Origin of the sequence: Clostridium sp. AF34-10BH, assembly GCF_003478095.1 — a bacterium.
In the GTDB taxonomy this organism is placed as follows: domain Bacteria; phylum Bacillota; class Clostridia; order Lachnospirales; family Lachnospiraceae; genus Acetatifactor; species Acetatifactor acetigignens.
In genome coordinates this window covers 107,206-120,923 of sequence record NZ_QUEC01000007.1, presented here as the reverse complement: position 1 = coordinate 120,923, position 13,718 = coordinate 107,206, and the positions used below count along the sequence as shown (strand labels likewise).

Sequence of the window (13,718 nt, the reverse complement as noted above, 5' to 3'; positions counted from 1 at the left end):
CGAGACATGTGTATCGCATGCTCCGGGAGTTCGTGGATTTTGCCAATGTATTTCACTAACTCTCAATTTATTTCTCTTCCACCGGAATCTGCTTCAGGTTCTCCACCTGTTCCAGAATTTCATTGCTGCGGATGTCAATGATGGGACCGCCGGTTCCTTCAATGTACTCTCTGGTAATGGTAACCCTTCCGATGTTATCATCCTTCGGGATCTCATACATGATATCCAGCATGAAGTCCTCGATGATGGAGCGCAGGGCTCTGGCACCGGTATCGCGCTTCATTGCCTTCTCGGCAATGGCATCCAGGGCATCGTCTGTGAACTCCAGTTTTACCTCATCCAGCTCCAACAGCTTCTGGTACTGCTTAAGAATCGCATTCTTCGGCTCTTTCAGGATCTTCACCAGCATATCCTTTGACAATCCCTGTAAAGTACAAATGATCGGCAGACGACCGATAAATTCCGGAATCATACCAAACTTGCGGATATCCTCCACAGTCACCTTGGATAAAATATCGGTATCTTTATCGTATTTATCCTTCAGTTCCGAGTTGAAACCGATGGATGCGGTCTTGGTCAGGCGCTCCTTGATGATCTCGTCCAGATCCGGGAACGCACCACCGCAGATAAACAGGATATTGCGGGTGTTCACCGTTGCCAGAGGTACCATGGCATTTTTGCTGTTGGCACCTACCGGCACCTCCACTTCCGCACCTTCCAGAAGCTTCAACATACCCTGCTGTACACTCTCTCCGCTGACATCCCGGGAGTTGGTGTTTTTCTTCTTGGCGATCTTGTCAATCTCATCGATGAAGATGATACCTTTTTCCGCCTTTTCTACGTCATTGCCCGCCGCTGCCAGCAATTTGGATACCACGCTCTCGATATCATCACCGATATAACCGGCCTCAGTCAGAGAGGTGGCATCAGCAATAGCCAGAGGCACATCCAGAAGTTTTGCCAGTGTCTTTACCAGATAGGTCTTACCGGAACCGGTGGGGCCGATCATGAGGATGTTGGACTTTTCGATCTCAATCTCATCCATAGTGTCAGTGGCCACTCTCTTGTAATGGTTGTATACTGCTACGGAGATGACCTTCTTGGCTTTTTCCTGTCCTACCACGTATTCATCCAGACTGGCCTTGATCTTATGAGGTGCCGGAATGTCCTTGATATTGAATACCGGTTTGGGACCTTCCGCCTTCTTTTTCTTCTTGAGTTTCTGCTTGTTGGGAATACCGCCGTCTCCCTGAAGATCCGCCAGATTCACAAAACTGATGTTGGGGAATCCGTTCTGTCCGTTAAACTGGTTGAAATCATTGGGATTGTTCAACATTCCCTGATAATCGAACTGGCTCACAGTCTCCATGGTCTTGTGCATGCAATCATCGCAGATGCAGATATGGTTGGGCAGCTTGAACATTCTGCCGGCTTTGCTCTCCGGTCTGCGGCAGATAAAGCAGACATCTTCGTATTCGCTGCTGTCCTTTTTGTCCTCTGACTTTTTTTCGGTGGAATTTTCTTTTGCAGTATCCGCCACCTGTGTGTTTCCATTATTTTTTTCGTTATCCTGAGTTTCACTCACATTGGTCTCTGTTTTTTCCTCCTCAGGGATCACTTCTCTATAATCATCATTATAATTATCTGTCATGTTATTCTCCTCTTTGTTTCCTACCACTATTCCGCAGTGTATCTCGGTAACACTTCGTGTTCCCTCGATATCCGGGCTTCGCCCTATCATCCCCGGCTCCAAAGCATCTTCGCAGTGTATCTCGGCAACACTTCGTGTTCCCTCGATATCCGGGCTTCGCCCTATCATCCCCGGCCATTACGCAATAATGCCTGCAAGCAGTCATATTGCATAATACCCGTGTCTGACACTTCTCATTGCCTACGCTTATTATACTCAATGAAGTAGCGGGGCACAAGTTAAGTTTTTCTAAACCATTTATAACTATTCATATTTTGGTAAATATTACAAGACCCGGGCAAAACCATATGTCTCGCCCGGGTCTCTTTCCATTTCCTTTTATTTACCTGTTATTTCTTTATTTCTGGCTTGCAGGTCTGCTGCCAAGTGTCAGATTCAGCTCGATGGATACATATTCACCGTTCTGAGGTCTCTGTACCGTTACGGTTACGGAATCACCGACCGCATAATACTGTAACGTTTTCTGCAGATCAGAGTAAGAAGAGATACTGCTGCCGTCAAATTTGGTAATGATATCACCTTTCATGATACCGGCATTGGCTGCTGCGCTGCCTTCCTCTACAGATACTACATAGATACCTTCCGGCATGTTGTACATCTGGGAGATCTGGGAAGTTACTTCCCGCAGGGAGATGCCGATGTAACCGACTTCATCCTCAGCTACCTTGGTTCTGGTCTGACGCTCCATCAGATCTGCAATGATAGGACTTGCCGAAGTAATCGGGATAGCATATCCCATACCTTCTACGGCAGTACCACCGATCTTGTTGGAGTTGATACCGATAACCTCACCATTCATGTTCAGCAGTGCACCGCCGGAGTTACCGGGGTTGATGGCTGCGTTGGTCTGGATGAAAGTACCGGTAGAGCCGTTCTCCAGAGTGATCTCACGATTCAGGGCACTTACAATACCGTTGGTAACAGACTGACCATAGCCAAGGGCATTACCGATAGCGATGACCGGCTCACCAAGCTTCAGATCATCACTGCTGCCAAGTGTTGCTACTGTAATAGCATTCTTGGTATCATCACTCAGATCATTTAAAGATACTGCGATCACTGCCAGATCCATATCGGAATCCAGTCCTTTGACCTGTGCCTGTGCTTCACTGCCATCGATAAAAGTAACGGTCAGAGTATCTGCACTCTCTACTACATGATTATTGGATACGATCAGCAGTTCATCATCGGTCTTACCTACAATGATACCGGAACCGCTGGCTGCTTCTTCCTGTGTATACTGCTGTCCGAAGACATTGGCTGTCTCGGTAAAGTTATTTACGATGGATACCATGGCAGGCATTACTTTTTCTACCACATTGGATACATCGGATTCTACATAAGTAACATTGGTAGCCAGCTGTGCACTCTGGGTACTTTCTGTCGTTGCCTCAGAAGCGATCTTATCTACCACTGCGGTATCTGTGCTGGTAGTAAACATCCCGGTTCCCTGCTGTACTGCATAGAAACCGATTCCTGCGAACAGTCCAAAGAACAATCCCAGGCTGACACTTACCATTGCCTTCCGGAAGTAACCGCCATGTTTTTGGGTTTTCTTAGGCTCCGTATTGTTGCTGCCTGTGGTTCCGCCCATCTGATATGTGGTGTAACCATTCGTGCTTCCTGCTGCACTCTGGGTAGTACTATGATTTTCATAGCCATAACTGTTTTCTGTTCTTGTCTCATTCAGATCTGCTCCACTGAATGTACCGGTTGTATTTTCATTGCCGGTTCCGTAACCGGAAAAATTATCATTCTCGTACATATTGCTTCCTCCTATCCTGTTGCAAGTGAGAAACTCTTTTTACCATTACCTGTTTCATTTCTTCCTCTCACCTTATGAACACAGTATATCCGTCAATTGTGTCCGAATTGTGATAACTTTCTGAAGCAATTATGAATCCTGAAAAAACAGAGAGTCTGTTCTGCCTGCAAGCAGTCCTCAGTCTCTCTATGGGTAAGTTATTACACTCTACTCAACAGTAACGGATTTTGCCAGGTTTCTGGGTTTATCCACGTCACAGCCGCGTCCCACTGCCACATAGTAGGAGAACAACTGCAAAGGAATGATTGCCAGAGAATTGGTAAAGTACGGATTGGTCTCGGGGATGTATATTACATAATCCGCCGCTTTCTCAATGGCCTTGTTGCCTTCAATGGTGACTGCCATAACAAAGGCTCCTCTTGCTTTTACTTCTACCATATTACTGATGGTCTTCTGGAACAGATCCGGCTGGGTTGCCAAAGCCACTACCAGCGTACCATCTTCGATCAGAGAAATCGTACCATGTTTCAGTTCTCCGGCTGCATAAGCCTCAGAATGAATATAGGAAATCTCTTTCAGTTTCAGGGATCCTTCCAGCGAGATTGCATAGTCAATACCGCGTCCGATGAAGAAAATATCTCTTGCTCCCACGTAACGATTGGCAAAATGCTGAATCTTCTCCTTCTGTCCCAGAAGCAGTTCGATCTGATCCGGCAGGCATCTTAAATCTGTCAGCATACCGGCGAACTTCTCCTGATCAATAGTACCACGTACCCTGGCGAATTTCATAGCCAGCATGTAAAGTGCAGTTAGCTGTGCACTGTAAGCCTTGGTGGTAGCCACTGCGATCTCGGGACCTGCCCAGGTATACATAACACTGTCTGCCTCTCTGGCAATGGAGCTTCCCACCACATTGACAATGCCCAGTACCTTGAAGCCCCTTTCCCTGGACTCTCTCAGTGCTGCCAGAGTATCTGCCGTCTCACCGGACTGGCTGATGACAATGACCATATTACCCTTCTGAAGAATCGGATCACGATAACGGAATTCACTGGCCACATCCACTTCTACCGGGATTCTTGCCAGACCCTCGATCACATATTTTGCGGTAACTCCGGTATGATATGCGGAGCCGCAGGCCACAATATGGATCTTCGTGATCTCTTTGATCTCTTCATCACTCATGTTCAGCTCTTCGATCACAATATCATTATCCTTGATTCTCGGAGAGATGGTATCGTTGATGGTCTTCGGCTGCTCATAGATCTCTTTCAGCATGAAGTGCTCATATCCAGCCTTTTCTGCCGCATTGGCATCCCAGTCAATGGTCACCGGCTGCTTCTCGATCTCTTCCTCATCCACGGAGAAGAAACGCAGACTACCCTGCTGTAATTCCACAACTTCCTGATTGTCTACATAATATACGGTTCTGGTATATTTCAATATCGCAGGAACATCGGAAGCGATAAAGCTGCCGTTGTCGCTCTTTCCCACGATCAGCGGGCTGTCCTTGCGGGCTGCAAAAATCTTATCCGGCTGATCTGCAAACATGATTCCCAGCGCATAAGAGCCTTCCACACGATGAAGCACCTTCGTGATGGCTTCCAGAGGATTTCCCTTGTAATAATAGTCTAACAGATGTGCCAATACCTCGGTATCAGTCTCGGATACGAACTGATACCCCTTATCCTGCATCTTTTTCTTCAGGGGAATATAGTTCTCGATAATGCCGTTGTGTACCACGGCAATGGTTCCCGCATTGTTCATATGCGGATGGGAATTGATATCGCTGGGAGCTCCGTGAGTTGCCCAACGGGTATGTCCGATACCGGAGGTTCCTTTCATATTCTCTCCGCCGTGGGTCAGGTTCTCCAGAACCTTAAGTCTTCCCACTGCTTTTCTGGTGTTGATCTTCTCACCGTCAAAAATCGCCATACCTGCGGAATCATATCCACGGTATTCCAGCTTGGACAGACCGTCCAGAATGATCGGCGCTGCCTGTTCTGTTCCAATATAACCTACAATACCACACATAGTCATACATCCTTTCTGTTCTGTTTCCAGTATTCCTTGTTGGAAGTAAAAGCAAGTACCCATTTTTTCGGGAGCCTGCGATAGTTCTTTCCCAGTAAATAACCTGCATATTTACAGGCGCATTGCATATAAAAATGGGGCAATCCGGCAGACATATGGTTGCTGCGCAAATATACCGTCACATCTTTCACCATTCGTTTTCCCTCGGACTCCGAAGGATATGCTGCAAAAATCTCGGGATGCTCTGCCTGCGATACTCCCAGGTCAAAGTTTCTGTGGAACTGCTGCCCGTTGGTATAATTATGAGAATGCACCACCTGCGCATCCGCCGCATAAGCCACAGAGTATCCTGCTTCCACCGCCTTTGCCGCATAGATCATATCTTCATTAAATATCGTATGTCTGACGAACCCGCCCAGTTCCTCATAGATCTCCCGGCGATAGGCCGCACAGACATTGGAGCAGAAAAAGGTCTTGATCCCCAGGCTGTCCAGGTCTGCTGCCGATTTGATCCGGGACTTTGCCGGATAGTTAAATTCTCTGGTATAGCTCTCCACCGGTGTCGAATCCTCTCTGGGCAGCTGTCTCGCATAGGCCACCGCCACTTCCCCCTGCAGGGGTTCCACCAGTTTTTCGATCAGCCTGTCATCTTTCGGCATGGCATCCTGTGTCATCATCACGAAGACATCCGCAGAAGACTTTTTTACTCCCATCCGTCTCGTACCGCCATGATCGAACTCTCTTTTGGATACATGGTATACCTTGATATTCTGATAGGTTTCCAGAAATCTGATTCCGTAGATCAGCTGATCAAAATATTTTTCTTCCGTATTCAGAAGAATCACCTGATGTACCGGTACGCTCTGACTGCCCAGTTTATCCAATAATGTAAATAATTCTTTTCCCGGCTTATACAGGGGAATGATCACATCTATCTCCATGTCAGAGCGCTCCTCACTTTTCCAATCTCTGGTTCATTATACTTTAACTCTTATTGCGGCACAAGCCTTTTCCTACTGTCCAAAAGGCTTATAACCTTCTGGGTAATGCACAAGGGAGCCCCGGCAGATTCCGGAAGACTCCCTTGTATTCCTGTTGCTTTACTCTATACACTGTTTCTTACTTATTCAGATAAGGTGATGTGTCAGATTCAATCTTATTGCTGTATTCCTTCACGTTGCTGGTTACGGAATAGCTGGCATCATCAAACAGGAACTGATGCAGCCATACTACATTGCTTTCGAGATTTACCGGAATAACACAGCTTCCCTTTGCACCGATATTGCCGGTGTCACGCATGGTCTCTTCGGGGAAACCTCCTTCGTCCACTATGCGATAATTTGAAATATTGCTCAGCAGATCCAGGATGTCCTTGGAATCCAGACTGGTGTAAATATCGTCGATGACACTGTTGAATACCTTGGACAATGTTGCATAATCTGCTTTCTTTGCCTGATCTTCGATTGCCTGAATGACTTCACGCTGACGGGCAGCACGCTTAAAGTCGTTACCAGCGGTATAACGGATACGGCAGTAAGCAGTAGCCTGCAGACCATTCAACAGCTGCATACCGGTCTCAGTTACCGGTGTATAATCGCATTTCAAAACTTCTGCAATACCGATCTGATAGTTGTTGATATGCTTGATCTCCTCAGAGTCCACATCAATATAGACACCGCCCAGACCGTCGATCACTTCGCTCAGTCCTTTATAGCCTACGGTCACAAAGTTCGTAATATCCATATCCAGATTCATGTTCAGCATCTTAACCGCCTGCTCTGCTCCGCCATAGGAATAAGCGGAATTACATTTCTGGTAGGAATCCGTACCGATATTCAGGTACGTATCACGATATACGCTGACCAGTTTGATATCACCGGTATCCATGTTGATGCTGGCGATCATGATACTATCGCTTCGGCTGCCCTTGTACAGCTGGCTTTCCTTGGTGGCATCCACACCGAACAGGGCAATGTTCATATAGCCCTTCATAGTTTCATCCTGCTGCACCTCTTCGGGAATCTGAAGTTCTTCTGTCTCCAGAACGGTTACCTTGGGGCCCTCATTGCTGGTATGAGTCATTACCAGATACAATACTGCTACCATGAACAGGATCACTACGATCTCTACGCCAAAGATGATAACCTTTCTTCTCTTCCTGGCTGCACGCTGTTTGGCAGACATTCTCTTCTGTCCGTTCGCAGCTCCGGTTCTCTGTCCACTGCCGGCAGGTCTCTGTCCTGTAGGTCTCTGTGCGCTTCCGGAAGGTTTTCTTCCGCTTCCGGCAGGTCTCTGACTATTGCCGCCATTGTTGTTAGAATTTGTTGCCATCTTGTCTTCTCCTTGTACTAATAAGCATTTTTATTGATAAATCCTGTAAAGAACGTCATAAGAATGATCTTGATATCAAATCCAATGGTCCAGTTCTCAATATAGTAAATATCATATTCGATTCTCTTCTTGATGGAGGAATCACCGCGCAAGCCATTCACCTGTGCCCATCCGGTCAGTCCCGGCCGTACCTGATGTTTTACCATGTAACGGGGAATCTCTTCCTTGAACTTTTCCACAAACTGCGGTCTTTCCGGTCTGGGACCGACCAGACTCATATCTCCTTTTAAGATATTGAACAGCTGGGGAAGTTCATCGATACTGGTACGTCTGAGAACCTTACCGATACCGGTGACTCTGGGGTCATTGCGTACCGTCCATCCCTTTTTCTCTTCCGCCGCCGTCTGCATTGCCATGCTGCGGAATTTGTACATATAAAACGGCTTATTATGAAGTCCTACCCGTTCCTGCTTAAAGATCACCGGTCCCGGGCTTGACAGCTTTACCAGAATTGCTGATATGAGCATGATCGGTGAGGTAATAATGATACCGAAAATGGAACCAACGATATCCATTGCCCGCTTGATCACCATATTGCCTGTGTTCGTCAGCGGTACATACCGGATATTGATCACCGGTAATCCCATCAGATCCTCCGTATATGGTCTGCTGGGGATCAGACTGCTGTAATCCGGAATGAATTTGGTGTGCACCCCGGATTTCTCACAGATATCCACCACACCTTCCAGATAATCATAATCCTTCAGGGAAAGTGTGATCGCGATTTCATCCAGCTTGTTCTCCGGAAGGATGTATTCCAGATTACCAAGCGTTCCCAGTACTTTCACTCCCTTATAGGTCGTGCCGCCCGGGATGTGCTCATCCAGAATACCACACACTACATATCCCCATTGGGGATTGCTGAGGATTCTGTCAATATATTCCTCCGCCGCCCGGGAATAACCTACCAGCAAAATGTGCTTCAGGTTGTACCCCTTTTTCCGTATGGAACGCAATGCCTTGCGCATGATGATACGGAATACGGAAGTCAGAAAAACATTCAGGACATAAAAAATTGCCATGACGGATCGTGAAAAATTGATCTCACGGATGATCATATACAAAATAATGATCAAAGCCGCCAGGCCAATGGTATTCGCCTGCAGGATACTGTATATCTCATGTCTGCGGCGAACCGTACGCTTAGGGGAATACACACTGCACCGGTAATACAGGAACATATAACCGGGTACAATAAAGGGAAGCAGCATATAATAATCCTGCACCGGCAGGACACCGATCCCCGGACCGTCATTTAAGATATAAAATTTGATATAATAGGCAAGGACAAAAGATACTGCTGTGATCAGCGCATCTATTATCACAAGAAGCCTGTTAAAGACTTTCTGGTTGTCTTTTATCATACGGGTCACCCAATCTTTAAGTCCGAAAAGCTTCTTTTCAACGATTTCATTCTACAATAACGGTGGTTTTTTCTCAACTTAAGAATTTATGAAGCAATTTCTTAAGATTTCATAAGAATTCGAAAAACATTCAGGTATAATTGCCACTGAATCTTCACATAATTCCATAGATGGCTCCATTGAAAGTGCACCTTTGCCTGCTTTCCCACAGGACCCACGGTACGTTTCCACCCTTCGGCCAATCCCTTTAAATATAGTTTTCCCATTCTCTTCTTACAAAAAAACAGAAATTTTATGCCAAATCCAAGCAAAAAGAACGGCAGATTCAGGATCCACTGTAGTAGCGGCATATTTTTGCCGATGACATAGATATTATTGGAAGAAGAAAGTTCCGTTTTCCGGGAATTGTAGCGGGATCCCGTAGAAGCACTGCCGTAATGCAGAACGGATGCCGTCGGCTCGTACCGGTTCTCATAGCCGTAGATCCGGGCACGGTAACCGATATCAAGATCTTCCAGATAAGCAAAATGCGCCTCGTCAAAATAGCCGATCTCCTCAAATACCTGACGTCTGTAAATTGCCGCTCCGCCACAGGCTGAGAATATGCTGACATTCTTGTCATAATCCACAGCAGGCCGGCCTTTTCCCCGGGAATATGCCCATCCCAGAACGCAGTAGCGGTCTCCCGCATCATCCAGCAGCTCTGGCTTATCCCACATAAGCATTTTGGCGCTGACGGAAAATATCTTTTCATCCTTCCGAATGGCATCATACAGTCCTTTCACAAATCCAGCTTCTACTCTGGTATCGTTGTTCAACAGGATCACATAGGAGCTTCGTGCCTCCCGGATTCCCAGATTCACCGCATGACAGAAGCCGGTGTTCTCCGGCAGGGCGATCAGACGCACCTGCGGTTTTCCCCCCTCTTCTGCCGGTGCCTCTTTTTTGCGACACCATTCGCTGTCCAGATATTCCACGCTCCCGTCAGCAGAACCATTGTCTATGATCAGCACTTCATATTCCGGTGCATTTTCCTGTCCCTGACACAGGGAGGCCATGCATTCCGGTAAATATTTCATTCCGTTGTAATTGGGTATAACGACGGTTACTTCCTTCATAGTCTCTCCCATTTCTCCGGATACTCCGGCAGATACAGCAGTCTTCCCCGTTTTCGTAATGCGTCCGATAATTGCAGACTTAAAAGCCGGATATCTGCCCCGGCAGGCAGTGTGGAGCTGTCAAATACCGGCTGTTGTTCCGGACCTCTTACTACTTCCGTATAAGGCACTCCCACGATTTTTTCAAACAATTCCCTGTCAGCTGACCGGATCCTGATGCACCGAAGGTCTAACGCTTCTGCATCCTGGGACAGCTCCGCCCGGTGAAGATAACCGCCAAAGTCCTTCGGCAGTCCCTCGTAGAACACCTTTCCGTCCGCAGTCATTCTGCCGCCGGCGATCCTGCCGCGGTTTTTCCCAGACAGCACTCTGCCACCTACGGCAGCCACATCCGGTCTCTCCTGTAATACCTCTGTATATTGTAACCGATAAAATCCTACATGTCTGGTCTCCTCTGCCTTTGCCGGGATCCCACGTTCTGCCGCATGATCCTGCAGTGCACGCAGCCCCGCTTCGTAAGCATATTTCTTGCTGTGGGGATTGGCTGCTGTAGATGCTTCATGGCATCTCCAGTGATACAGCACTCTGGGAATATGAAGAATTCTCTCCTCCCCGGAGCGGCCATCTGCAGCCAGCACCTCTGACACTGCCCGCAGCACCAGATCATAGTCCTGGGCACCGTCGCATTCTGGCCGGAAGGCAAGTTTCTTCATCAGATCTGCATCCATCACCAGAAAATGGCAGATATAGTTATTACTCAGGATTAAATCGTAATTAAAGTCTTCTTTATGGTTGGGATCGTAATATTTTGTCTCATCCCCGTTGCATTTGTCTTCATCCGAATAAGCGAATGCGACTCTGACACCTCTGTCATTTGCTTTGGTAATAGCATCTGCCATCTCATACAGAGCATCCGGTGTCAATACATCATCATGATCCAGCAGGCCGATATATTCTCCCCTTGCATAGGGTAATGCCTGATTGGTATTCGCCGCAATTCCGGCATTTTCCGTAAGGTGTATATAGTGGATCCTTGCATCCGCTGCAATAGTTTCCGCATTTTCCAGGAGCCGTTCTGTCAGGAATCCCTGATTTGTCAACGTCTCCTCCACACTGTGATCCTCTGTGGCATCCGCCAGAATCAGTTCCCAGTGAGGATAGCTCTGTTGCATAACGCTTGTTATCATTCTGTTCAGATAGATTTCCGGGGTGCGGTACAACGGCACCACAATGCTGAGTGTAACCGGATTATCCCATTTTCTGCAACTTTGCCTTTCCAGTTCCTCTTCCGGACAGGGCACATAAAAATAGCGGTCTGTCTCTGTCAGGCGTTCCCTTACAGAGATCCAGGTTTCCCTCAGGCCGTTGCGTTGCAAATAATATAGAGTTTTCTTAAGGTTTGCTATGTTCAGCTTTGCCACGGATACCTCCACTTTTATAAAAGAGCAAATCGCCCTTCCCGGGCGATTCGCTCTTAAAAATAACATTAACTATTCAGAACCCCATTCGCAAAATCGCTCTTCCAGAGCTTTCCTGAATAACATACTTGCATGCTATTTGCTCATGGTGGTTACAGTACAGCCTTTACATCCTCGGTCAGCTTCTCTACCTTGGCCTGTGCATCCTCTATGCTGTTACCTTTAACACCCATGTAGAACTTGATCTTGGGCTCGGTTCCGGAAGGACGGGCGCAGCACCATGCATTGTCGGGAAGTTCAAAATACAGGACATTAGACTTGGGAAGTCCGGTAGTAGTCTTCTCGCCGCTCTCCATGTCGATGACTACATCGTTCAGATAGTCACGGAATTTCTCCACTTTCAGGTCACCGAATGCCTTGGGCGGATTCTTACGAAGCTTATCCATGATCTCGGCGATCTGTCTTGCACCGTCGATACCCTTCATGGTAATGGTGTACTGGGTCTCCTTGAAGTAACCGTATTTCTCATACATGGATACCATCATATCCCACAGAGTCATGTTGTGCTTCTTGCAGTAAGCCGCCACTTCACACAGACACATAACTGCTACAACTGCATCCTTATCTCTTGCATGAGTACCTGCCAGACAGCCGTAGCTCTCTTCCAGACCGAATACATAATTGTTGCTGCCGGTCTGCTCGAAGAACTTGATCTGCTCACCGATGAACTTGAAGCCGGTCAGTACTTCGATCAGCTTTACACCATAAGCTTCGGTGATGGGCTTGGTCATATTGGTGGTAACGATGGTGGTTACCAGTGCTGGATTCTCGGGCATAGCGCCGGTAGCAGTCTTCTCTCTCAGGATATATTCTGCGATCAGCATACCGGACATGTTACCGGTAAATGCCACATACTCGCCGGTCTTGGTATCCTTGGCATACACACCCAGACGGTCTGCATCGGGATCGGTTGCCAGAACGATGTCCGCATCCTTCTCCTTGGCCAGACGCAGTGCGTATGTAAATGCCTTGGGATCCTCAGGGTTCGGGTAATCCAGTGTGGTGAAGTTTGGATCCGGATTCTCCTGTTCGGGAACTACATAGACGTGCTTAAATCCCAGCTCGGACAGGATACGTCTTACCGGCTTGTTACCGGTACCGCATAACGGAGTATATACGATCTTGATGTCATCAGCCATTTCCTGAATAACATCGGGATGAATGATCTGCTTCTTCAGCTCAGCCATGTACTTGTCATCGATCTCTTTACCGATCACCTGATAGAGGCCTGCTTTTTCCGCATCTTCTCTGCTCATGGTCTTCACGGTATGATAATCCTTGATGGCCTGTACTTCGGTGATGATGTCCTTATCAATAGGAGCGGTTACCTGTGCGCCGTCCTCCCAGTATACTTTGTAGCCGTTGTACTCAGGAGGGTTGTGGCTTGCGGTCACTACGATACCTGCGGTACATCCCAGCGTACGAAGGGCAAAGGACAGTTCCGGGGTAGGTCTTAAAGATTCAAAAATGTATGCCTTGATGCCATTGGCTGCCAGACATCTTGCTGCCTCATCGGAAAACTCGGGAGACATGCGGCGGGAGTCAAATGCGATAGCCACACCCTTGCTCTGGGTGCCGCGCTTAATGATATAATTAGCAAGACCCTGAGTTGCCTTACGAACGGTATATACGTTCATGCGGTTGGTTCCTGCACCGATCACGCCACGTAAACCGCCGGTACCGAATTCCAGTTCCTTGTAAAAACGATCTTCCACTTCTGCCTCGTTGTTGCGGATTGCCAGAAGTTCATCCTTGGTCTTCTGGTCAAAATAATCATCATTCAACCAGAAATTCAGTTCGTCCATATAACTCATTTTCCTATCCTCCTGTTTTATCGCTATCTTTATCTTTCTTCAG

9 protein-coding genes are annotated in these 13,718 nt (G+C 47.4%); all 9 read right to left on the bottom strand.

The genetic code is table 11. From position 1 onward, the window contains the following. Positions 1-67: 67 nt before the first annotated feature. A complete protein-coding gene (gene clpX, locus DWZ61_RS07375) occupies positions 68-1,651 on the bottom strand; it encodes an ATP-dependent Clp protease ATP-binding subunit ClpX (protein WP_117467065.1) in 1,584 nt (527 codons plus the stop codon). A gap of 397 nt (positions 1,652-2,048) precedes the next feature. After that, positions 2,049-3,476 carry a trypsin-like peptidase domain-containing protein gene (locus DWZ61_RS07370; protein ID WP_118537931.1) on the bottom strand — a complete coding sequence of 476 codons (1,428 nt, stop codon included), beginning with the start codon at positions 3,474-3,476 and terminating at the stop codon, positions 2,049-2,051. A gap of 207 nt (positions 3,477-3,683) precedes the next feature. Further along, positions 3,684-5,510: a glutamine--fructose-6-phosphate transaminase (isomerizing) gene (glmS, locus tag DWZ61_RS07365; protein ID WP_117467069.1), complete on the bottom strand. Its 1,827-nt coding sequence runs from the start codon at positions 5,508-5,510 to the stop codon at positions 3,684-3,686. A 2-nt stretch (positions 5,511-5,512) separates the two neighbouring features. Further along, positions 5,513-6,451: a glycosyltransferase family 2 protein gene (locus DWZ61_RS07360; RefSeq protein WP_117467071.1), complete on the bottom strand. Its 939-nt coding sequence runs from the start codon at positions 6,449-6,451 to the stop codon at positions 5,513-5,515. Positions 6,452-6,629: 178 nt separating this feature from the next. Then, positions 6,630-7,841: an LCP family protein gene (locus tag DWZ61_RS07355; RefSeq protein ID WP_117467074.1), complete on the bottom strand. Its 1,212-nt coding sequence runs from the start codon at positions 7,839-7,841 to the stop codon at positions 6,630-6,632. 17 nt (positions 7,842-7,858) lie between these two features. Next, complete coding sequence (locus tag DWZ61_RS07350) at positions 7,859-9,265, bottom strand: undecaprenyl-phosphate glucose phosphotransferase (protein ID WP_022313596.1); 1,407 nt, start codon at positions 9,263-9,265, stop codon at positions 7,859-7,861. 101 nt (positions 9,266-9,366) lie between these two features. After that, on the bottom strand, positions 9,367-10,383 hold the full coding sequence (locus DWZ61_RS07345; RefSeq protein ID WP_117467078.1) for a glycosyltransferase family 2 protein: 1,017 nt from the start codon (positions 10,381-10,383) through the stop codon (positions 9,367-9,369). After that, positions 10,380-11,804, bottom strand: coding sequence for a glycosyltransferase (locus DWZ61_RS07340; protein WP_182427027.1), 1,425 nt, complete (start codon positions 11,802-11,804; stop codon positions 10,380-10,382). The genes DWZ61_RS07345 and DWZ61_RS07340 overlap by 4 nt, the downstream gene beginning before the upstream one ends. A 149-nt stretch (positions 11,805-11,953) precedes the next feature. Next, on the bottom strand, positions 11,954-13,675 hold the full coding sequence (locus tag DWZ61_RS07335) for a phospho-sugar mutase (RefSeq protein WP_117467082.1): 1,722 nt from the start codon (positions 13,673-13,675) through the stop codon (positions 11,954-11,956). Positions 13,676-13,718 lie beyond the last annotated feature (43 nt).